This is a genomic window from Streptococcus sp. NCTC 11567 (assembly GCF_902141215.1).
Classification (GTDB): Bacteria; Bacillota; Bacilli; order Lactobacillales; family Streptococcaceae; genus Streptococcus; species Streptococcus dysgalactiae.
This window is the reverse complement of record NZ_LR595857.1, coordinates 31,814-55,122: the sequence shown is the minus strand read 5'-3', so window position 1 is coordinate 55,122 and position 23,309 is coordinate 31,814. Positions and strand designations below refer to the sequence as shown.

Below are 23,309 nucleotides of genomic sequence, written 5' to 3'. Positions count from 1 at the left end.
AAAATATTAAAACTCCTCCACATTATCAGCCTCATCACTAAACAGCGTCACATGTCCCATCTTGCGGTTTTGTTTCGCTTCTAGTTTACCATAAAGATGAAGGTGGGCGCTAGGGTTTTCTTGGACATAGGCTTGCGCTTTATCCATATGTTGACCTAAGACATTGAGCATGACCGCTGGAGCGTGCAAAGTAATGGCTGGCAGCGGCAAACCGAGCACACCCAGAATATGCGTGTCGAACTGTGAGAAATCACAGGCTTCGATAGAATAGTGACCAGAATTATGCGGTCTTGGGGCAATCTCGTTGACAATAATGTCATCTTTGCTGGCAAACATTTCCACACAAAGGGTTCCTGCTAGGTTCAACTGCTTAGCAATCTCCAAGGCCATGGCCTTAGCTTTTTCTGCTAGCTCTTCCGAAATGCGGGCCGGCACAATGGTTTTTGACAAGATATTGTTGCGGTGAATATTTTCTTGAACGGGGAAGACGGTAAACTCTTTTTGGTTCCCTGAAACGATGACCGACACTTCCAAGTCAAAGGCCACAAATTCTTCCAAGACACAGTCGGCAGAGTCCGCTAATTCTCTAGCGGCAGCGAGGTCGGCGTCTGATGCAATGACCACTTGTCCATGCCCATCGTAACCACCTGTCGCCGTTTTTAAAACGTATTTTTTGCTGAGATCAATAGAATCCAAGTCGGCAGCACTCTTAACCACCTTGTAAGGTGCGACAGTGACTTTGGCTTTATTGGCCAAAAACTCTTTCTCAAAAATCCGATTCTGAGAAATCCGAAGCAGGTCTGTCCCTTGGGGCAGTTGACCCTCCTTGATGACAGCATCCAAACCATCAGCGTCCACATTTTCAAATTCATAGGTTAGGACATCGCAGCGCTCTGCAAGCTCAGTCAGAGCTGCCACATCGTCATAAGGTGCCACAATCAGCTGGCTCACACGCCCTGCTGGACAGTCAGCTGAAGGGTCTAGCGTAATCACTTGATGTCCCAGATAAATAGCGGAAATAGCCATCATCTGACCCAGTTGTCCGCCACCAATAATACCAATGGTTTTACTTGAGTTCATCTGTCATGGCCTCCGCAATTTTACCTTGTTCCACTTGGAAATCAGCCAAGGCATCCGCAATCTTTTGATCTTCAATAGAAAGGATTCGCAATGCTGTCAGGGCTGCATTAGTAGCCCCAGCCTCACCAATAGCCATAGTTGCAACAGGAACGCCACCTGGCATTTGGACAATGGAATAAAGGGAATCAAGTCCACTCAAAGTACGCGATTTAACAGGCACACCAATAACCGGCAAGGTTGTTTTTGCAGCCACCATACCAGGCAGATGAGCTGCTCCGCCAGCACCCGCAATAATAATCTTAATGCCGCGACCACGCGCTTCTTCGGCATGTTTGAACATCAAATCAGGTGTCCGATGGGCAGAAACCACTTTTTTCTCATAGGCAATGCCAAATTTATCCAAAACCTCTGCTGCTTTTTGCATGGTTGTCCAGTCAGAACTGGAGCCCATGATGATGGATACAATTGCTTCCATTTTCTCTCCTTTTTAAAATAACTTTTCTTTTTGATACTTTTCTTAGGTAGTGGGGTCGTCAGGCAGTATTAAGTCTGGTTGGCGATTACTTCGCTCAACCGAATACGGCTATTCCTATTAGATATACCCTAAATACTGCACTAACTCATCAGTGATTTATTATCGAAATCACTTCTTCGTGTCGCAAACACTAAGAACCTCTTTTACCAAATAAATACATAAACAATCTTTATTTCCCCCGAGTGACATCTCACTGTCACTCTTCTCACTACGGCGAAAAGTATCGTTAAGCTCACTACGTTCGCTTTTTACGATGTCTATCAGATGATAAATATAAATATATACCCGTGGTGCTAGTTGATGTCAAAGTATACTAAAAAGCCCAAAAGAGCTATACTGTAAGTGACGAAACAGACAGGAGGTAGTTCTTTTGAGCCACTTACAGTATACTGCAAAATCCCATCATTTACAATGGAGTATAGCACAATTAACTCAAATATGTTCTCAATGTTATCGTGATTATTGTCCCAAATCAATAAAACATCGTAAAAAGGTTGGCTTATCTAAGGTTTCTGATGTGTCACTTCTTGTTTTATTGTTACTTCAAGCTGAGTTAGGAATAACCTCTCAACGCCGTTTCTATAGAATCTGTCACCTTTTCTTTTGTGGAAACTTACTGGAGAGAAGTCGCTTTAATAGACGGACACGACAGCTTATTGGGGTGGTTCAACTCATTCGTCAAGCGTTGAATAAGCCAATCTCATCAGATACCATTGTGATCATGGACAGTTTTCCTATGCCTTTGTGCCAACCTATTCGCAATCACAAAGCGAAGGTTTTTAAAGGTTTAGCTGATATTGGCTACAATGCCTCTAAACACTTATGGTTCTATGGGTTTAAAGTTCATATGCTGGTCACATTATCGGGTGTTATGTTGAACTATGTTGTGACACCAGCTTCTGTCCATGATATTAAAGTCGTTGATGAACTGCTAGAAGGCTGTAAACAAACTGTTGTCCTTGCGGACTTAGGATATCTCAGTCAAGAGCTAAAAGATAAGTTGGGACATAAAGGTTATCATTTGTGGACGCCCTTGCGTCAAAACATGGTCGGCGCAAAGCAACATAACAACAGGCAGTTGCTAGCATGGAGACGGACAATTGAAACTCGCTTTTCGGAACTTTGTTCTCTATTTGATATTGAGCAGACATTGGCTAGGGGACTATCTGGATTACAATTGAGACTTGAACAATTCATACTAGCTTATAATTTGAAGTATTTTGAAATCAACTAGCACCACGGGTAAATATATTAATAAAGTGTCCCAAGCTTATTTTCCATATGATTAAAACATCCATATAAATCATTGATTCTTTTTTTGCAGTGACATTGTGGTGAGGGACACAAGCAACTGCCTTTCTCAATTTAGGGCGTTTCATTGTTAAAATGTGAGCCTGAGGTCTCCCATTTTCCCTGTCATAGCCTTAACAGGCTATGACTTTCACCACTATGTCACTGCAAGTTGGCTCACTACGTTCGCTTCTTGCTTGCGCTTTTTTAATTTGATGATAAATTCAAATAAATTAACGAAACGACTCTCAAGCTTATTTCAATGCCTTGCTGCCGATATCGTTACGGTAAAAGAGGCCTGGCCGTTTTTGTTTGTCCAGTTCTTGGTAAATTCTGGTTTGCGCAGCTGAGACGTCGTCAGCTGTGGTGACCAACATGTAGACCCGACCGCCATTGGACAGCAGCGCTTGGCCATCCGCCGAAAACTTAGCGCCGGCATAGTAAGTCACAATCTCGCCCTCGCTTTTAGCTGACAAAACGACTCCTTTTTCATAAGCTAATGGGTAACCTTCTGAGGCAACCACGACACCCAGAGTAAGCCCTTCTTCTAACCAAGTGATTGTGGTGTCCTTTTGATCAAGAATGTCTGTAATGTTTTGGGCAAAGTTTGAGGTGAGGCGCGGAAGAATAATCTGCGTTTCCGGATCACCGAAGCGAGCATTGAACTCAATAACTTTTGGACCCTCAGCCGTCAAAATCAGACCCGCATAAAGGATTCCAAGGTATGGACGCCCTTCCTTAATCATACCGTCAAGAACCGGTTTAACAATGCTTTCTACAGCTTGATCAACCACATCTTGTGAAATGTGCGGAACTGGTGCATAAGCTCCCATACCGCCTGTATTAGGGCCCTTGTCACCATCATAGGCCCGCTTGTGGTCTTGGGCTGTCGGCATCATATAGAACTTGTCGCCATTAACGAAAGCAAAGAGTGAAAATTCCTCACCCTCAAGAAACTCCTCAATGACCACTCGGGCACCAGAATCGCCAAATTTATTATCCAAAAGCATCTCATGAGCAGCTTCTACCGCCTGATCAACCGTTTCAGCCACAACAACACCCTTACCAAGAGCTAAACCGTCAGCCTTAACAACGATTGGCGCACCTTTTTCTAGGATATAAGCCTTAGCTTCTTCGAAGTCGGAGAATGTGCCATAGGCTGCTGTCGGAACTTGGTACTTAACCATGATTTCCTTAGCAAAATCCTTAGACCACTCAAGCTCTGCTGCTAAACGGCTTGGACCAAAAGCTTGCAGACCAGCTGTGTTAAAATCATCAACAATCCCAGCTGCCAATGCATCATCTGGACCAATAAACGTCCAAGCGATATCATTTTCTTGCGCAAAGGCAATCAATCTTGAATGTTCGGAAATAGCAATGTCGACCAATTGCAAACCATCTAAGGTCATGCCATCATTACCAGGAGCAACAAAAATGGCCTCAACCCCATCAGACTCTAACAATTTTTTAGCGATAGCATGCTCACGGCCACCAGAACCAACAACTAATAACTTCAAAACAAATACCTCGTCTACGTATTATCTTAAAACATTATAACACATTTGTTCGTTTATTTTTTTGTTTTCTGTCTATTTATAGGATTTATTTATATAACGTTCGTTAATTGATTAAATGTATCTTGTTTTAAAGTTACTTTCACATTGTCCGAAGTTTCCCAGCCTCCAGCCTTGATTACCCTTCTACTACTGTGTCCACAGTAACTATTTTTTTAAAAAATATTAATCAACTTCTGTCATTTTTGTCCTCCTCTTTCGAATAATTAGTTACAGGAGGTAATGAATGAAAAAAATTCATCAATTGTTAGTGTCCGGAGCAATCCTTTTGAGTGTTAATGGTGCTGTATCTTCAGTTGCATCCACTTTGAATGCAGAACATACAGGAGTTGTTCATGCAGCTGTCCTTGGGGATAATTATCCTAGCAAATGGAAAAAGGGATCTGGAATTGATTCTTGGAATATGTATGTTCGTCAGTGCACGTCATTTGTCGCTTTCCGTCTGAGTTCAGCAAATGGTTTTCAGTTGCCCAAAGGCTATGGGAATGCCTGCACTTGGGGACATATTGCAAAAAAACAAGGTTATACTGTCAATAAGACCCCTAAAGTCGGGGCAGTAGCGTGGTTTGATACTAACGCTTTCCAATCTCATGCAACGTATGGCCATGTGGCCTGGGTAGCCGAAGTACGTGGAGATTCTGTTGTGATTGAGGAATATAATTACAATGCTGGTCAAGGACCTGAGAAATACCATAAGCGTCAAATCCCCAAAAACCATGTGAGCGGTTATATTCATTTTAAAGATTTGCCTAGTGGTGAAGCAAGTAAGTCTCAAACAAAAGAACAACAGGTTTCTAAAGAAGCAGTAAAACAAGGAGGAACTTACCATTTTACTGAGCGTACTCCTGTTAAAGCACAGGCTCAACTCACTAGCCCTGACTTAGCTTATTATAATCCTGGACAATCTGTTCATTACGATCAAGCTATGACCGTTGACGGTCATGAATGGATTAGCTATCTCAGTTTTTCAGGAAATCGACGTTATATCCCAATTAAAAAGATAGAGCAAAAAACACAACAAGTCTCTGAGACAACATCGCCTATCAATATTGGCGATAGAGTGACTTTCCCTGGCGTTTTCCGTGTGGATCGTATTGTAAACAATCTATTAGTTAGCGAGGAACTAGCTGGTGGGGGCGCTACTTCTCTTAACTGGATTGATCCCTCACCTTTGGATGAAACAGATCGTAAAGGAGTAAAAGCAGGAAATCAAATTTTACAGGCTGGTGAGTTTTTTGTTATCCCAGGTAACTATAGGGTACTGAAAGTCGACCGACCAAGCAATGGGATTTATGTCAAGATTGGATCACGTGGAACATGGTTAACTGCTGATAAAGCCTCTAAATTGCCATAATCCCTTTTCCTCTTCTTCGTTTTCTCTAAATATTATACTAAAAGAGATGTGTCCTAGACGACCACATCTCTTTTAGTTTTTAATGTCTAAAATGTCTGACACCTGTAAATACCATAGTCAGGCCATGTTTATTGGCAGCGTCAATAGAATCTTGATCTCTAACTGAACCACCTGGCTGAATAATGGCTTTAATCCCTGAAGCCGCAATTTCTTCAATATTATCAGCAAAAGGAAAGAAAGCATCGGAAGCTAATACTGCTCCATCAAGATGCTTTTTAGCTTGCTCAACAGCAATACGAACAGAAGCCACACGATTGGTTTGTCCTGGACCTACACCTAAAGTCATATGGTCATTCGCGATAAGAATCCCATTTGATTTAACATATTTGATGGCTTTCCAAGCAAACTCCAAAGCAGTCATTTCTTGCTCTGATGGTTGTCGTTCCGTAACTATTTGCCAATCCGCCGGACTCTCTGAGACAACATCCTGATTTTGGACGAGCATCCCACCAACTACACCGGTATACTCCTTTTCCAGTTCGCTGGCATCTTGAGCACCAAAAGGTAATTCAAGGAGACGCAAATTTTTCTTTTTATGGGTTAGAATGGCTAGCGCTTCTTCCGTGTAAGATGGCGCAATAATGATTTCAAGAAAAACAGGATGCATCTTCTGAGCTGTCATGGCATCGACTTCACGGTTGAGAACCACAATCCCACCAAATATAGATACCGGATCGGCCTCATAGCAGTAATCCCACGCTGTTTCAATAGTATCTGCCTGTCCAATGCCACATGGATTCATATGCTTAAGAGCCACAACCGTTGGTTGATCTTTAAAATCTCGAATAATTCGGATTGCCGCATCTGCATCTCGAACGTTGTTAAAAGACAATTCCTTTCCATTAAGTTGTTTGGCAGAAGCAATGGCATATTCCGTTGGAATAGCATTTTGATAAAAATCAGCAGCTTGTTGGGGATTTTCTCCGTAACACATAGCTTGTTTCAAATCATAAGTCAAAGTCAGTTTTTCTGGCTTATTTTCACCAACTTGAGTCGTGAAATAATCTGCAATCAAAGCGTCATAGGCAGCCGTATGACGAAAAACTTTAGCAGCCAGACGCTGACGCATCTCATATGTTGTATTCCCAGTTTCAGTCAATTCTGCCAAGACAAGAGGGTAATCACTCGGATCAACTATAATAGTCACACTGGCATGATTTTTTGCTGCAGAGCGCAGCATTGATGGACCACCAATATCAACATTCTCCACTGCCAAATCGTATGTCACATCTGGACGCAAAATAGTTTCCTTAAAAGGGTAAAGATTGACCACTACAAGATCAATGAGCTCTATATTATTCTCGCGAGCAGACTGCAAGTGACTATCTCTATCACGACGAGCTAAAAGTCCCCCGTGAATATTAGGGTGAAGGGTCTTAACACGACCATCCATCATTTCTGGAAATCCTGTCACATCATCAATAGCAATAGTCTCAAGACCTGCTGCATCAAGTGCCGTCTTAGTCCCACCAGTTGAAATAATGTCCCAACCAAGATTTTTTAATTCTTTGGCAAAATCTACAATGCCCGCTTTATCTGAAACTGAAATCAGTGCACGTTTCATTCTATTCTCCTTAAGTTATTATTTTAGCCCTAAAATTACTAAGGCCAGAAGTCCAATTGTCGGGATTGCCACAAATAGTATTCCAATAGTATTTATCAATACCGTAATTCTATTATTAAATAAATTATTTATTAGTTGATAGAGTAATATCCCACAACAAACACCTAATGTATTAAATAGTAAATCTGTTACATCGGATATACCTATTGCTAATATAAATTGCAAAGTTTCATAAAGTAAACTAAGTAATAAGCCTAAAGAAACTATTTTTTTATAAGTCCAATTTGGAGCAAGTATTGGAAGACATACACCAAATGGAATAAAAAATAATAAATTAAATCCCATTTCTGCAAAAACAATATCTCCATTAACAATCACTGGTTGAGTAAATGGTACCCAATTAACAACACGTTCTTGTTGAAAACAATTAATAAATTGTAACTGAGTCTCAAACTTAAATAATATACACCAAGACAGTAAGAATAAGTATAAATAAAATAGTATAAATGTTAATTTTTTAGACTTTAGCAATATCAACACCCCCTAAAAAGCTTTTTGACATAGGTTCAATTTATCTCAAGTCTAAAACTTTAAATCATAAGTGTCAATATACCATTTTTTCTCATTTACAAGTTGGCTATTTCCTATCAACGCCTAAACGATCCAATACTTCTGGATAAAGCTGGTACTCCGCTTTATGAATCCTTGTTTCAAAATCTTCAATGGTATCACTAGCCAAACGTGACACGCGCACCTGCTGAATGATGTCACCCGTATCAACTCCGCTGTCAACCCAATGCACAGTTACGCCTGACTGATCTACGCCTGCTTGCCAGGCATCTGAAATCCCATGAGCTCCAGGAAATTCTGGTAAATAAGCTGGATGAATATTAATCATTCGGCCCTCATAAGCATCCAGAAGAGTAGGCCCTACAATTTTCATGTAGCCTGCTAAACAAATCAAATCAATGTCATGTTTGTCAAGAAACTGGACAATTTCTTTTTCATAGGCAGCCTTAGTTTCAAATTCCTTGAGTTCAAATGTAACTGCCCTAACCCCAAGTTTTTGGGCACGTTCTAAAACATAAGCATCTCGTCGATCTGAAAAGACCAGTTCAACCTTGAATTGCTCTGCAATCACTTGAAAATTTGATCCATTGCCAGATGCAAAGACGGCTATTTTTTTAGCCATTTGAAATCACCACACTAGCATCCCTTTTGGTCACGATATGACCGATATCATAGACTGGTTCGTTAAGGAGTTTCTTGACACGATCCACATTTTCCGGTGTAACTGCTAGAACCAGGCCAATCCCCATATTGAAAATATCAAACATTTCCTCATGCTTAATCTGCCCATACTTCTCAAGAGCTTTAAAAATTGGAAGAACAGGCACCTTATTTTCGTCAATTTCAGCAGCTAAATCATCTGCAAACATACGAGGAATATTCTCTGTAAAACCACCACCAGTGATATGGGCAATGCCGTTAACCAACCCTTCCTTGATAAGAGGAAGCACAGCTTTCACATAAATACGAGTTGGTTCAAGAAGAACATCTTTAAGTTTTTGACCCTCCAGTTCAGGCAAAACCTCATCTCCCGTATAATCAGCAAAGACACGACGAACAAGTGAATAACCATTCGAGTGGATGCCACTTGAAGCAAGGCCTAGGAGAATATCACCTTCGGCAACTTTTGACCCATCCAAAATCTGAGACTTTTCAGCAATACCAACTGTAAAACCAGCCAAATCATAATCCTCTTCGCCGTACATGCCTGGCATTTCTGCTGTTTCACCTCCGATAAGGGCACAGCCAGCCTGTACACAACCTTCTGCCACACCTGCAACAACTTGTTCCAACTTAGCAGGTTCATTTTTACCAGTTGCAATATAATCAAGGAAATAGAGAGGCTCCGCACCTGCGGCAATAATATCATTAACGCACATGGCTACACAATCCTGACCAATCGTATCATGTTTATCATACTGGATCGCCAGCATGAGTTTGGTACCCACACCGTCTGTTCCAGAAATAAGAACTGGTTCTTTAATAGCTGTCTGGGATAAATCAAACATACCACCAAAACCACCTAGAGCTCCCATAACTCCTAATCGCTCTGTACGAGCTACGTGTTTTTTTATACGTTCCACAACTTCATATCCCGCCTCAACATCTACTCCAGATTGGGCATAAGCGTTTTTTTCTATCATCATTTTTTCCTTTTTTTAATCAAAACTCAACTAAAGTGGTACAGTCCTAGGCAGGTCCTGCTACTCATCGTCATTTCTTATATGGCTTAGGAAGCAACTATTGTCATTAACAAATTTACTGATTAACTGTTGAAATCTGCTCCTGTATGCAGTTATTTCACTTTCTCAATATAAAAACTAGTTTGTTCTTCTAAACTTCGTAAATACTCGTCTTCATAATCATACAAAGGTGTTGGGTATTCCCCGTCAAAATAAGCCACACAGAGCCCACCTTTTGGAGCATCCGTTTCAAGGCCTATAGCGTCAATCATGGCATCTAGAGAAAGATAGGTTAAACTATCTGCTCCAATAATGTCACATACTTCTTCGCCTGTATGATTAGCAGAAATTAATTCCCTTCTTGTTTGGATGTCAATACCATAAAAACAAGGATATTTCAGTTCGGGACTACCAATTGCCACATGAACTTCAGTGGCTCCCGCTTCACGGAGCAAACTAACAATACGGCGTGACGTTGTTCCTCTGACAATAGAATCATCCACCATTACCACACGTTTTCCTTTTACCACACCTGACACTGCTGATAACTTCATGCGAACACCCTGTTCTCGCAAGTCCTGTGTCGGTTGAATGAAGGTTCGTTGGGTGTATTGATTTTTGACCAAACCCATTTCATTTGGCAACCCAGATTCTTCAGCAAAGCCCATAGCCGCTGATAGTGATGAGTTGGGCACTCCAACCACTATATCAGCTTCATGTTGAAATTCCTGCGCTAGCCTTTTTCCCATCTCCTTACGCGCCGTATGAACATTGACACCATAAATAGTAGAATCTGGACGTGCAAAATAAACATATTCCATGGAACAAATGGCTAGTTGAGTATCCGTCGTATACTGATGGTAGGTAATGCCCGAATCATCAATGACAATCAATTCTCCCGGCTTCACATCTCGAATCCATTCAGCTCCAATCACTTCAAAAGCACAGGTTTCCGAGGAAACTACCCAAGCCCCATTTTTCATTTTACCAATAGACAGCGGTCTAAAACCATTTGGATCGAGGGCAGCAATTAATTGCTTTTCTGTCATAAGTAGGTAGGCAAAACCACCTTTTACCGTATTAAGAGCTTCTTTAACTTTTCCAATAAAGTCAGACTGGTGGCTACGGCGGACCAAATGCATCAGAATTTCAGTGTCTGACGAAGCATTGAAAATAGCTCCTTCTCTCTCTAGTTCTTTCTTTAAGGAAATCGCATTGGTTAAATTACCATTGTGACATAACCCAAATTGAGCATCTGTAAACTGGTACAAGAAGGGTTGAATATTATTAATAGAAGCAGATCCTGCCGTGGCATAACGAACATGCCCAATTGCTGCATGACCTGTCAACTTAGTCAAGTCATTCTGATTTTTAAAAACATCCGATAAAAGGCCAGTGGCTCGGTGTTGATGTAGGTTACCTTCATCATTTGAGATAATACCGGCACCTTCTTGACCTCGATGCTGAAGACTATGAAGCCCAAAATAGGTTACCTGAGCTGCTTGAGGATGTCCCCATATTCCGAAGACACCACATTCTTCATTAAGAGATTTTACTTCGTACATTTGTTTTTCCTAATTTCTTTTAGCAATGCTCTTTAAATCCAAAGTCACTATTACTCTTTTTTAAAACACCATGATTTGAGAATGACACCCGTGAATCGCGCTCTCCTTGTTCGCAACCTTACTTACCAGTAAAATAACGGACTGCGGATTCAAAGAGTTTTTGGTCTTTATTCCCTGGAATATTTTGGAAAAGGCCTTCTTCCCAACGTTCTGAGTGCCCCATCTTACCAATAATTTGACCATTTTTGCTGGTAATTCCTTCGATAGCATTAACCGATCCATTTGGATTGTAGCGACTATCCATACTTGGATGACTATCAAAATCTACGTATTGACTAAAAATTTGACCATTATCGCGCAACTCTGCGAATTCCTCTGCAGAGACAACAAACTTCCCTTCACCATGTGAAACTGGAATCACATGCACATCGCCAACTTCCACACCCGAAAGCCATGGTGAATTAGTATTTGCAATGCGCGTCTCGACCATCTTAGCCACATGCTGGTTAGCATCATTGTAGAAGAGAGTTGGAGAACTCTCCTTGACATTTTCAAAATTGCCATAAGGTAAGAGTCCAGATTTAACAAGAGCTTGAAAACCATTACAGATACCTATGATAAGTCCACCTTTTTCAATAAAATTATCAATAGCAGAGCGGACCTTTTGATTGAGTAGGATGTTGACGATGAATTTGGCAGAACCATCTGGCTCATCCGCTGCTGAAAATCCACCAGCAAAGAAGATAATATTGGCCTTACTGATATTGTCAACCATTGTGTCAACCGACTGTGCAATAGCCACTTCATTCAAGGTCACAAACGGGACCAAATGAACCTCTGCTCCCGCCTGTTCAAAAGCCTTAGCTGAGTCATATTCAGAGTTTGTACCAGGAAACACCGGAATATAAACCAATGGTTTGTCAATTATTTTTTGAGTCGTGATAACTGCATCAGAAACGACAACAGGAACGTCTTCTATATCTTGACTTTGACTAAAAGTAGATGGATAAATATCTTCCAATTTGCCTTCAAAAGCTGTCAGCAACTTGGCACCCGAAAGAATAACTCCGTTGACAGTAACTGTAAAGTCCGCATGTGTTTTTCCAATTTTGGTTACACCTGAGATTTCTTCAGCTGAAGTAAATATAAAGCCACCAAGTTGTCCTGTCAAGCTATTGTCAAGCTCTGTCAAGGTTACAGATGCTCCAATATGATTACCAAAACTAGCTAGAGCCAAACTCTCTATAATACCCCCATATTTTATAGCTGATGCAGAACTAATCGTATGGTTAGCTTGAATACTTTCAAAGTTACTAAAATTGGCTTTTATGAGGTCAAAATCAATCTCTTCAGAAATAGTTTGACCAGGAAGATAGTAAATAGTCTCACCTGCGACTTTAAATTCCGGAGATAAAACGTCTTGTGTGTGTGCAGTTGTAACACCAAAAGCAACCAAGGTTGGTGGTACTGTCAATTCCTCAAATGTTCCAGACATGGAATCCTTGCCACCAATGGATGGTAGACCAAGTTGAATTTGGGTTTCAATAGAACCAAGTAGTGCTGAAACGGGTTGGCCAAAGCGCTCTGCCTGTTTATCCATGCGCTCGAAATACTCTTGATAAGAGAAACGTGCTTTAGACCAGTTAGCACCAGATGCCACCAATCGTGCTGTGGCCTCAATTACAGCATAAGCTGCACCATGATATGGTGACCACTCAGCAATGTAGGGATTGTACCCTTGAGCGATAACTGAGGCTGTTGTGGTGACACCATTTTGAACAGGTAGTTTTTGGACAGAAGCCTCGCTTGGGGTAAGTTGGTAACGACCCCCGATGGGATGATTAACTGTTGAACGACCAACAGAAGAATCAAAAAGGGTTTGAAGACCTTTCTGAGAAGCATGATTAAGATTTGAAAGCACAGTAAGTGTATCTTTTTCAAGCGTTTCTACCGATGTTATGCGACTTTCAGGCAAGTTGACAGCCTTGTCAACTACCTTTGCATCAACAACGACACGAACACCATTGGTATCTAAGAAAGAACGTTCAATGTCAACGATAGTTTGGCCATTCCAAGTCATGACTAGATTTGGCTTTTCAGTAACCGTTGCTACAGTAACAGCCTTAATATTTTCTTTGGAACACTTAGTAATAAACTCCTCAGCATCTTTAGAACGAACGACAACCGCCATCCGCTCTTGGGACTCTGAAATAGCAATCTCTGTTCCATTTAACCCTTGGTATTTGAGTGGTACTTTGTTTAAATCAATTACTAAACCATCAGCCAATTCCCCAATAGCTACACAAACACCACCTGCGCCAAAGTCATTTGATTTCTTAATCAGGCGTGTTACTTCACCATTACGGAAGAGACGCTGAATTTTCCGTTCTTCGATAGCATTCCCTTTTTGGACTTCAGCACCAGCCGTTTCCACAGACTCAACGGTCTGTACTTTAGAGGAACCCGTTGCTCCACCGATACCATCACGACCTGTTTTCCCACCTAGAAGAATAACAACATCACCAGCTTCTGGTTTTTCACGAATCACATTTCCTTTAGGTGCTGCACCAACAACGGCTCCCAATTCCATACGTTTTGCGACAAATCCTGGGTGGAAGTATTCCTTAACATAAGTTGTAGCAAGACCAATTTGGTTTCCGTATGAAGAATAGCCGTGCGCTGCTGTTTTTGAAATGACTTGCTGAGGGAGTTTTCCAGCGCGAGTATCAGAAATAGGTGTTGTAATGTCTCCAGCACCTGAAATACGCATCGCTTGATAAACGTATGATCGCCCTGATAATGGATCACGAATGGCTCCACCAATACAAGTCGCTGCTCCACCAAAAGGTTCGATTTCTGTTGGATGATTGTGTGTCTCATTTTTAAACATCAAGAGCCATGGCTCTTTAACACCATCAACATCCACGTCAATCTCAACGGAACAAGCATTGATTTCATCAGACACTTCCATATCATCCAAACGCCCATTCGCACGCTCATAGCGACCGAAAATTGTCGCCATATCCATAAGCGTCTGTGGCTTATCAGAACGTCCCAATTCTTCACGCATAGCGATATATTTATCGTAAGTCGCTTGTAGTTGTTTTTGAAATTTAGAAGCGGAAAAATCAATATGTTTTAATTCTGTTTCAAAAGTGGTATGACGACAGTGATCGGACCAATAAGTGTCCAAAACTCTTAACTCTGTTTCTGTCGGTACACGGCCAATTGATTTAAAGTACTCTTGAATGAAAACAAGGTCATCAACCTCCATTGCCAAGCCCTGCTCTGCCTTATAAATCTTAAACTCATTTGACGTGTAAGTCTCAAAGAAATCCAAGGTTGGGATAACCTTGTCCGACTCAGAAAAGTCATGTCGCTCAATGCCTCTTGTTATATCTTTAAATCGAGAATCAACTGGATTGAGAAGATAACGTTTTATAGCTTCAAGCTCTGTTTCTAAAATGTCTTTATTGACCAAATATAGTTGAGCCGTGTTAACCATCACATCATTGGGAGCCCCTAACAATAATAAAGCTTCTTGAGAAGATGCTGCTCTTTGATCAAACTGTCCTGGCAAACTCTCAATTGCAAAAAAAGCGGCATTAGTCAGCTCTGTGTTAATAGTTTCCTCAGGCAAGATACAATCGGTAACCTGTTCAGAAAAGATGTGTTTCTCTGCACGTGGAAACAAAGCAGCGGTTAATCCAAACACATCATAAACTTGAATCATACGAAGTGTTTTCAACGTCGATAACTGCAAATTATGCGTCAGTTCCTTTACCAACGACTCAGCCTTAATCTGAAAATTAGCCTTCTTCTCAACGAAAATACGTTTGTCCATAATTATGATACCAAGTCCGACCAGCAAGCGTCTGAAAAATGGTGGTAAGTCCGAAATCTTTGATTCCGTTGACGCACCCCCGTCAGGGCGACTAGAACTTTCAAAGAACGTTCAGACGTCTATGACGACGCCTCTGACTTATTCACGCGTTTTCCCTATCGCTTGCCGGACGGGTTCAATTTCCTTTCATTTTCTCATTACGTTTGTCTTAATCCAGCTCTTTTAACTTCTCTAAAACAACCTCATAAACAGCTGTCAGACTACCTAAATCCCTTCGAAAGACATCCTTGTCCATATGATGCCCATCTTCATCCCAAAGACGACAATTATCTGGTGAAAATTCATCAGCTAGCAGAATATGACCATCCTTATCAAAGCCAAACTCTAGTTTAAAGTCAACTAATCGAAGACCAACTTGTTCAAACCAAGTCTTAAGATAAGCATTAATACGACGTGTTTCTTGTTTGATATCAGCGATATCTTCCTCACTAGCAATTTTTAGCAAGCTAATATGCTCTTCATTAAGAAAAGGATCATCCAACTCATCTTTTTTGTAGTAGAATTCAATAATAGGTGTCTCTAAAACCACTCCCTCTTCAATACCAAACCGCTTAGAAAAAGAGCCTGCAGCGACATTGCGAAGCACTACTTCTAAAGGAATAATAGTCACTTTTTTGACTAATTGTTCGGTTTCTGACAAGCGTTTCACAAAATGTGTGTTTATCCCAACAGTGTTTAACTTTTCAAAAATTAAAGAAGAAATAGCATTATTTAGGCGTCCCTTTCCGTTAATAGTCTCCTTCCGGGCTCCATTTAGCATCGTTGCCTGATCCTTATAAACAGATAAAATCATGTGCTCATCTTCCGTAGCATAGAGGTCTTTGGCTTTACCTGAATAAATAAGTTGGTTAGTTTCCATAATATTCGTCTTTCGTCATTTTTTTATTTAAGAATAACACAACAAAAAATATTATTCAAGCATTTATTTACGTTTATAAGTGAACTTGTTTTTAATGTTCGTTTTTTATAAAGAGAAGTAAAAATAAAAAAGAGCTTGCGCTCTTCAGACTGAAGACAAAGTCCTTAGAATCACTTTTCTAGGGGCTTTTCATGATATTTAGGAGTATAATATAAGAAAAAGGACTTGTGAGGTTCTCCTATGTTACACAAAGAAAAAACCTGATTATAACCGCAATCAGTACGGTTTCTATACCCTTGACCAGTTAGTGCCTGATGAACATTTCCTGCGCCAAGTGGAAGCTGTGATTGACTTCGACTTCATCTATGACCTAGTAGAAGACACCTATTCGTCTGATAATGGTCGCCCTAGCCTTGATCCTGTCATGTTGGTTAAAATCCCTCTGATTCAGTGCTTTTATGGCATTCGTTCCATGCGTCAGACCATCAAGGATATTGAAGTGAATACTGCCTATCGCTGGTTTTTAGGTTTGACTTTGGATGACAAGGTGCCACATGTCACAACCTATGGCAAAAATTATTCCCGTCGCTTTCAAGAAAAAGGCTTGATTGACCCGACGGAGATTTTCATAGATGGGACTCATATTAAGGCTGCGGCTAATAATCGCAAGTTCATCAACCGAGAGGTGGAAAAACAAGCCAAGTTCATGAGTGAACAGCTAGAAATCGAAATCAATCGGGATAGGGAGAAGCATGGAAAAAAGCCGCTAGGGCCCGCCAAAGAGCTAGGGCCCGTCGCTAAGAAAATCTCCACAACCGATCCAGAAAGTGGCTGGTTTCACAAAGGTGATCATAAGGAAGTCTTCGCTTATTCTGCTCAGGTGGCTTGTGACAAGTATGGATGGGCGCTTGCTTATAGTGTTGAGGCTGGCAATATCCATGATAGTCAGGCTTTTCCTGCACTTTTTGCCAAGCTTGAACCCTTGAAACCACAGTTTATTATTGCGGATTCCGGCTATAACATTCCTAGCATTGCCAAGTTTCTGATTGATAAGGAGATCACTCCTGTCCTTCCTTACACACGACCAAGAGGAAAGAAAGACCTTCTACGTCCGAAAGAATTGATTTATGATGAGCACTTTGATTGTGTCATCTGCCCTGAACATCAAGCCTTGACCTACCGCACTACGACCAGAGAAGGCTACCGAGAATACAAAAGTGACCCTGCAATTTGTGCCAATTGTCCCCTGTTATCTGTATGTACGACCAATAAGAACCACCAAAAAGTTGTCACACGGCATATTTGGAAAGACTATTTGGAACAGTGCGAGGACATTCGTCATCAAAGGGGGATGAAGGAGCTCTACCAGCATCGGAAAGAGACGATTGAACGACTGTTTGGCACAGCCAAGGAATACCACAATCTCCGCTATACGAGAGAGAAAGGCAAGTCCAAAATGGAAGATAAGGTTGGACTGACTTTGGCATGCTTAAATCTCAAAAAACTGGTCAAAAGGATGGCGGGAGAGCCTTTTTATTTTGTTCAGATGAGGTGGTTTAAGCACGGAAACAGCCATTTTTATCTAAAAACACTAAAAAAGACAAACACCAATCGATGTTTGTCTTCAATCTGAGAGCTTGCGCTCTTTGTCTACTCTAATATCACCCTAGGTCAAACGGTTGACCAAATAATCTAACATATCTCCCATAGACTTCATCCCATCAACATCTTCATCTGGAATAGCGATATGAAATCCATCTTCAATATTAATCACAAATTCCACCAATTCAATAGAGTCAACAGCTAAATCATCTTTTAGACTTGTTTGCTCTGTAATAGTGAGTTCTAGATGACTCCTTTGTTTTTGGATTAATGCAATCAATCTCTCTAAAATAGCTTCTCTAGTCATTTGTTTCAATCTCCTTGGCAAATTCTTCCACCAATTGCCCAACAACCTGTGTCTCTAGCATAGTGCGTACTTGTTTAATCGTTGAAAAGATAGCCTTAGCATCGCTTGAACCATGGGATTTCACAACAGGTGCCTTTAAACCAAATAAAACCGCTCCACCAGCACTAGAATAATCTAAAGAATTCTTCATGTCATAAAGGCTATCTTTCAAGAGAAGGGCTCCTATTTTTGCTTTCAGACCACCCGATTTAATAGCCTCTTTGAGTTGTCCCATAATACTAATCGCAGTTCCCTCTATGGCTTTCAAAACTGCGTTTCCTGTGAAACCATCTGCGACTACAACATCTGCAACACCTGACATCAAATCACGCGCTTCCACATTCCCTACAAAGGTTAAATTAGGATCTGCAGCCAAAAGGTTATAAGTTTCCTTCCGAAGCGAATCCCCCTTAGTGGCCTCTGTTCCATTGTTTAACAAACCAACACGAGGCTTATGAACACCTCGAACATTCTTCGCGTAAAAAGAACCCAAAATCGCATATTGATGCAAATGTGCTGCTGTATTTTCAGCATTGGCGCCAAGGTCTAACATATCAAAACCTTTACCATCTGTGGTGGGAATAGTTGATAATAACCCTGGACGATCAACACCTTTGATACGCCCCACAATAAATAAACCCGCGGCTAAAAGGGCACCTGTATTTCCTGCTGAAAGAATGGCATCTACTTCTCCTTCTTTAACAGCCTTAGCTGCTAAAACCATTGACGCATTCTTTTTTCGACGAATGGCTTTTGCAGGCTCATCTTCTGAATAAATTTTCTCATCAGTATGGATAATAGAGACTCGATCAGAGGGAACAAGGTAAGCCTCAATTTGAGCTTGATCTCCATAAAGTTGAATATCAATATCTGGAAAAGTTTCTATTGCCTGATTCACACCTTCAATGATGGCTTTAGGAGCGTTGTCTCCGCCCATAGCATCTATTGCAATTTTCTTCATTTTTGCTCCTTTGATTTCATTTCATCTTTTTGATATCACTTATCATAACGTCATTATTATAGCACAATCTAAGGACATTTCCCATTTAGGACCAAAAAAGACTTAGCTAGTCCTTTGGTTTCATAATATCGCCCCATTTAGCTAAATCATCAATAAACGTTTTACTTTTTAACTTGATTCCTACATAGTCATGATACAATTCATCAATAAAATAACGAAGTTTTCTTTTCATCTCATCATTTAAAGAAATGGTTCTCAATTCATCAAACTGAATGGTTTGAAAACGGTCTAGTAAATAGATGACATTAGGATCTAGATGATTCCGGTAGTCATCTTTATGATAATGTTCAGGGCACAGCACACCCGAATAGTGATGTGAAAAATCAAATGGTAAACCGACACGATGACAAAAAACACAGTCATGAAAGTTTATTCTAATCCCAAAACGCTCTAAAACTTGGATTTCAAAAATGTTGGTCAAAACCTCGTAATCCAACCCCTCTTCCATTAAATCAAGTGTCTTTTTCAGAAAGGCAAAGAGGTGAGGATCTGGCTCATTATCTGAAATAGCGGCATCTGCCAAAGCCACTACATAACTTGCATAGGAAAGTCGAAAAAGGTCCTGATTAATCTGTTGATAAGTATCCACATGATTGTAGTCGTCAATATAAGAAAGACCTGATTCGTTCAACTTAAATATAAAGTCAGCAGCCGTTAAAGGTTGAATGACGGAAGAAAGTTTAGAACGACTAATATGTTTCACGAAAAACATACGTTTGCCTGCTGTCTCTGTGAATATCTTGACCAATTTATCATCTTCTCGATAATTCCTATTAAAAAGAACAATTCCCAATGACTCGTTTAACTGCATATTCCTCGCCACATCTTTTCTCAACTTTAGCCCACTCAGAGCATTAAATACAGCTCTTATTATACCCAAAAATTCAGAAAATTGCATGACTAACATTACCTCACTAGTCTTGCTTAAAACCTCTCATATCAAGGAAGAATAGTCCCCTTAAAACAAATAAACTTAACTAGTAATAAGAAAGAGACCTAAAAAGCCTGAGACATAAGGTCTCAAGCTTTATCAAATTATTTCCCCATTTCAAATAAAGGTGATAATGGACGTTTTTCATGAATACGAATAATAGCTTCCGCAACCAAATCAGCAATCGAGATTTGTTCAATTTTATCAATGAGACGTTCTTCTGGCAGATAAATAGTATCAAGAACAATTAGTTTTTCGATAGCCGAACGTTGAATATTATCAAGTGCTGGCCCAGAAAGAACTGGATGCGTACATGACGCATACACAGCTGTTGCACCCGCTTCAGCAAGGGCATCTGCTGCATGGCAAATAGTCCCTGCGGTATCAATCATATCATCAATCAAGATACATTTCTTACCTTCAACATTACCGATAATATTCATCACTTCACTGGTGTTCATCTTATCCACACTACGACGCTTATCAATAATTGCAATTGGTGTTTGGAGGAATTGTGCTAACTTACGCGCACGAGTCACACCACCATGGTCAGGACTGACAACGACAACATCTTCACCCACTAAACCATGACGATCAAAATAGTCTGCAATTAAAGGTGCACCCATCAAGTGGTCAACTGGAATATCAAAGAACCCTTGAATTTGAGCAGCATGCAAATCAACCGTTAATAAGCGATCTACACCAGCAACTTCTAACATATTAGCAACTAATTTAGAAGTAATCGGTTCACGAGAACGTGCTTTACGATCTTGGCGTGCATAGCCGTAGTAAGGCATCACAACTGAAATTTTCTCTGCACTAGCTCGTTTCAATGCATCAACCATAATCAAGATTTCCATCAAGTTGTCATTGACTGGCGAACTAGTTGATTGCAAAATAAAGACATGATGACCACGAATTGATTCTTCAATATTTACTTGAATTTCACCATCTGAAAACTGACGTACAGTAGACTTCCCAAGTTGAATCCCCATTGCAGACGCAACTTTTTCTGCTAATTCCTTGTTTGACGATAAGGCAAACAATTTTAAATCAGAATAAGACATTTTTTCCTCCAAAGTTTTAATCCTATACTATTTTAACGTTTTTTAAGGTATTTATCAAATGAAATTAAAAAGGCAACTCACAAAACTTCTTCCCTTTATTTTTGAAAAGAAATAAAAAAGGTTAGAACAGAACTATTCTAACCTAAACGATCATTAATGTGGGTAGATAAATACGACTCCAGATGGGTTAAACCAGCCACGGTGGTCAGCAATATACTGTTTACCACTGTAGTTTGATTCCATCACTCGAATATTTGATGAACTTTGAACTTCAACAACTACTGCGACGTGACCATAACCGCCATCATTCCAAACCGCAATAGCTCCTACCATAGGTGTAGTTCCTACAGAGTACCCCGCTGCTTGAGCGCTTGCAGCCCATTGTCCACCGTTACCCCAATTGTTTCCTGCCCATGGAGCTAATGATTTCGCACCCCATGTACATTGTCCTACTGGGTAATTATTAACAGAACTATATGAAACTTGTGGTCTTGCTACAGATGCTACTGGTGTTGCAGAAGGTGCTGTAATTGAAGCTGGAGCAGGAGTTACTGGGCTTTCAGCTACCATAGCTGCTGGTGCAACGATTGCCGCTTTTGCTTCCTCAACAGACGCTGCTTGTTGCGCTGCTTCCTCTCGAGCTTTAGCTTGTGCTACTTGTTGTGCTGCTAAAGCTTCTACTGCTGCTTGTTGCGCTGCCGCCTGTTGATTAAGTAAACTTGCTTTTTCATCTTCAGCAGAAGCCAATTGAATGGCTAAATTGACTTTAGCAACTTCTAAATCTGCTTGTTGTATACGCAAAGCATTTTGATTTTCTTTAATGGCTGTCATATTTGCAGCAATTGTATTAATAGCTTCTTGGTTAGCTGCTTGTTTTTCTTCAAGTAAAGCTTTATCAGCTTTTTGTTGCTCTAGCATTTTAGCATTAGCAGAGACTGCTTTGTTAATAGCAACTAAACGAGTAACCACGTCAGAAATTGAATTAGAATTTAAAAGCGCATTGATGTAACTAGATGTTTCATTATTCTTATAAGCGCTACGCGCTTGATTTTTCAGTTTTTCGTTACGAGCAATAATTTGGCTTGTAAGAGATTGAATTTCTTGTTCGAATCCTTTTGAAAGTTCTTCAAGTTCTGAATTTTTTGCTGTTAATTTATCTTGTTCAGATTGTAATGAACTAACTTGTGCCTGTAATGCATTAACTTGATTCTGAGCAGATTGCTGTTCTGCAGTTAAGGCTGAGATTCTTGAGTTAGCATCAGAGATTTTGGCATCAAAATTATCCGCGCTAACTACAGTAGCTGTTCCAAGGGTTACACCACTTACAAGAACGGCTGATAAAATTCTTTTTTTCATAATTAAAAAATTACTCCTTTTTCGATAAGACATCTTATATTTTACCAAAAAAACAAGCATTTAATGTTACGCAATTGTTACAGTTATATGTAATAATTACTAAATTCCCTTCTTATTTATTAGGAGACATGGAAAGTCAAAAACCTCTCCCAACTAATAAAGCGTATTTCTGAAGTGTTATCAGATTCAAACTATTACCAATTGTATGTAAAGCATTATTCTCTCTTTATCAGACTTACTAAGGTTATGTTTTTCTTATCCACAGATAGAAACTACAATTAGTAAACTTATCCACATGTTAATAACAAAATAAGGTTATAGTCCTTTAGTAGTATAACCGATTACTTCATTCCCCCTCACAACAAAGAGATGGTTGAAATCATTTACAAGTAACTTATGTACTCCTCAAAGAAATCCATCTCTCTAATTTCTGTACTGGGTAAAACGATCGTAGTGATTATTAGCCTTTTGGAGCATACAAACAAATCCATATAAAGAACACCTGAACTATAAAATCAAAACAGTCACTCTAATTGTACCCGATACCCCCATCATTCAAACGCTCCTCCTATATTCCAAATCATTTTGATCATTTCCAAATTGTTCATTACATGAATCAGGATCTCAAATATACTCCTCGAAACTTATTCAAAAATGAACAGGTAACTATCACTTAATCCATTTTACCCTAGAACTTTCAGATTTTATTTTAGAATATTTAGAGAAATCCTAACCCCTAGAGAGACTCTTGATAAGATATTCAAGATTACTCCTTACTTTTCCATACATAACAATGTCATTAGACTAACACACGAAGTTCTATCGTATCTTATTCCCTACAACATTTCTACCACTAAGATCATTAAAGAACTAACTTAGCTCATAGAAATGAATAAACTCATCAAATAGGAGTCTTCTGGATATCGAAATTTTGAAAACTTTGTACCTT

The 23,309-nt window shown here is 40.1% G+C and carries 18 protein-coding genes; 3 read left to right on the top strand and 15 right to left on the bottom strand.

The window, feature by feature from the left end:
* Window positions 1-6 precede the first annotated feature (6 nt).
* Together purK and purE are read right to left on the bottom strand one after the other, a co-directional pair.
* A complete protein-coding gene (purK, locus tag FQT67_RS00340) occupies window positions 7-1,080 on the bottom strand; it encodes a 5-(carboxyamino)imidazole ribonucleotide synthase (protein WP_015016519.1) in 1,074 nt (357 codons plus the stop codon).
* The gene (gene purE, locus FQT67_RS00335) at window positions 1,067-1,555 is read right to left on the bottom strand and encodes a 5-(carboxyamino)imidazole ribonucleotide mutase (RefSeq protein WP_046177508.1); all 489 of its coding nucleotides are present in this window, start codon (window positions 1,553-1,555) and stop codon (window positions 1,067-1,069) included. The genes purK and purE overlap by 14 nt, the downstream gene beginning before the upstream one ends.
* Window positions 1,556-1,985: 430 nt before the next feature.
* Between purE and FQT67_RS00330 the strand changes: the two genes are divergently transcribed.
* Window positions 1,986-2,849, top strand: a complete 864-nt coding sequence (locus tag FQT67_RS00330; RefSeq protein WP_046177583.1) for an IS982 family transposase — start codon at window positions 1,986-1,988, stop codon at window positions 2,847-2,849.
* Between the two features lie 310 nt (window positions 2,850-3,159).
* On the opposite strand, the gene purD is transcribed toward FQT67_RS00330, so the two are convergent.
* Complete coding sequence (gene purD, locus FQT67_RS00325) at window positions 3,160-4,422, bottom strand: phosphoribosylamine--glycine ligase (RefSeq protein ID WP_046177522.1); 1,263 nt, start codon at window positions 4,420-4,422, stop codon at window positions 3,160-3,162.
* 283 nt (window positions 4,423-4,705) lie between these two features.
* On the opposite strand from purD, the gene FQT67_RS00320 reads away from it, so the two are divergent.
* Window positions 4,706-5,833, top strand: a complete 1,128-nt coding sequence (locus FQT67_RS00320; protein ID WP_003055557.1) for an SH3 domain-containing protein — start codon at window positions 4,706-4,708, stop codon at window positions 5,831-5,833.
* 79 nt (window positions 5,834-5,912) lie between these two features.
* Here FQT67_RS00320 and purH read toward each other — a convergent pair whose 3' ends face one another.
* The 7 genes from purH to purC all read right to left on the bottom strand — a co-directional run bounded on the left by purH (window position 5,913) and on the right by purC (window position 16,037).
* A complete protein-coding gene (gene purH, locus FQT67_RS00315; protein WP_046177523.1) occupies window positions 5,913-7,457 on the bottom strand; it encodes a bifunctional phosphoribosylaminoimidazolecarboxamide formyltransferase/IMP cyclohydrolase in 1,545 nt (514 codons plus the stop codon).
* An 18-nt stretch (window positions 7,458-7,475) separates the two neighbouring features.
* Window positions 7,476-7,988: a VanZ family protein gene (locus FQT67_RS00310; protein ID WP_015057184.1), complete on the bottom strand. Its 513-nt coding sequence runs from the start codon at window positions 7,986-7,988 to the stop codon at window positions 7,476-7,478.
* Window positions 7,989-8,094: 106 nt separating this feature from the next.
* On the bottom strand, window positions 8,095-8,649 hold the full coding sequence (gene purN / locus FQT67_RS00305; RefSeq protein WP_003056410.1) for a phosphoribosylglycinamide formyltransferase: 555 nt from the start codon (window positions 8,647-8,649) through the stop codon (window positions 8,095-8,097).
* Window positions 8,642-9,670: a phosphoribosylformylglycinamidine cyclo-ligase gene (purM, locus tag FQT67_RS00300; RefSeq protein WP_003062570.1), complete on the bottom strand. Its 1,029-nt coding sequence runs from the start codon at window positions 9,668-9,670 to the stop codon at window positions 8,642-8,644. Before purM ends, purN begins: the two co-directional genes overlap by 8 nt.
* Window positions 9,671-9,822: 152 nt before the next feature.
* On the bottom strand, window positions 9,823-11,274 hold the full coding sequence (gene purF / locus FQT67_RS00295; protein ID WP_046177524.1) for an amidophosphoribosyltransferase: 1,452 nt from the start codon (window positions 11,272-11,274) through the stop codon (window positions 9,823-9,825).
* Between the two features lie 118 nt (window positions 11,275-11,392).
* On the bottom strand, window positions 11,393-15,118 hold the full coding sequence (locus FQT67_RS00290) for a phosphoribosylformylglycinamidine synthase (protein WP_143936353.1): 3,726 nt from the start codon (window positions 15,116-15,118) through the stop codon (window positions 11,393-11,395).
* Between the two features lie 208 nt (window positions 15,119-15,326).
* Window positions 15,327-16,037, bottom strand: coding sequence for a phosphoribosylaminoimidazolesuccinocarboxamide synthase (purC, locus tag FQT67_RS00285; RefSeq protein ID WP_012766410.1), 711 nt, complete (start codon window positions 16,035-16,037; stop codon window positions 15,327-15,329).
* A gap of 211 nt (window positions 16,038-16,248) precedes the next feature.
* Between purC and FQT67_RS00280 the strand changes: the two genes are divergently transcribed.
* Entirely contained in the window at window positions 16,249-17,670 is a 1,422-nt protein-coding gene (locus FQT67_RS00280; protein WP_143936352.1) for an IS1182 family transposase, read from the top strand.
* A gap of 33 nt (window positions 17,671-17,703) precedes the next feature.
* On the opposite strand, the gene FQT67_RS00275 is transcribed toward FQT67_RS00280, so the two are convergent.
* From FQT67_RS00275 to FQT67_RS00255, 5 genes are all read right to left on the bottom strand, one after another.
* A complete protein-coding gene (locus tag FQT67_RS00275) occupies window positions 17,704-17,946 on the bottom strand; it encodes a phosphopantetheine-binding protein (RefSeq protein WP_003062587.1) in 243 nt (80 codons plus the stop codon).
* Window positions 17,939-18,946, bottom strand: coding sequence for a phosphate acyltransferase PlsX (plsX, locus tag FQT67_RS00270; protein WP_015016512.1), 1,008 nt, complete (start codon window positions 18,944-18,946; stop codon window positions 17,939-17,941). The genes FQT67_RS00275 and plsX overlap by 8 nt, the downstream gene beginning before the upstream one ends.
* A 106-nt stretch (window positions 18,947-19,052) precedes the next feature.
* Entirely contained in the window at window positions 19,053-19,817 is a 765-nt protein-coding gene (gene recO / locus FQT67_RS00265) for a DNA repair protein RecO (RefSeq protein WP_012766408.1), read from the bottom strand.
* Window positions 19,818-20,041: 224 nt separating this feature from the next.
* Window positions 20,042-21,004: a ribose-phosphate diphosphokinase gene (locus FQT67_RS00260; RefSeq protein WP_003049033.1), complete on the bottom strand. Its 963-nt coding sequence runs from the start codon at window positions 21,002-21,004 to the stop codon at window positions 20,042-20,044.
* A 153-nt stretch (window positions 21,005-21,157) separates the two neighbouring features.
* Complete coding sequence (locus FQT67_RS00255; RefSeq protein WP_046177573.1) at window positions 21,158-22,360, bottom strand: CHAP domain-containing protein; 1,203 nt, start codon at window positions 22,358-22,360, stop codon at window positions 21,158-21,160.
* Window positions 22,361-23,309 lie beyond the last annotated feature (949 nt).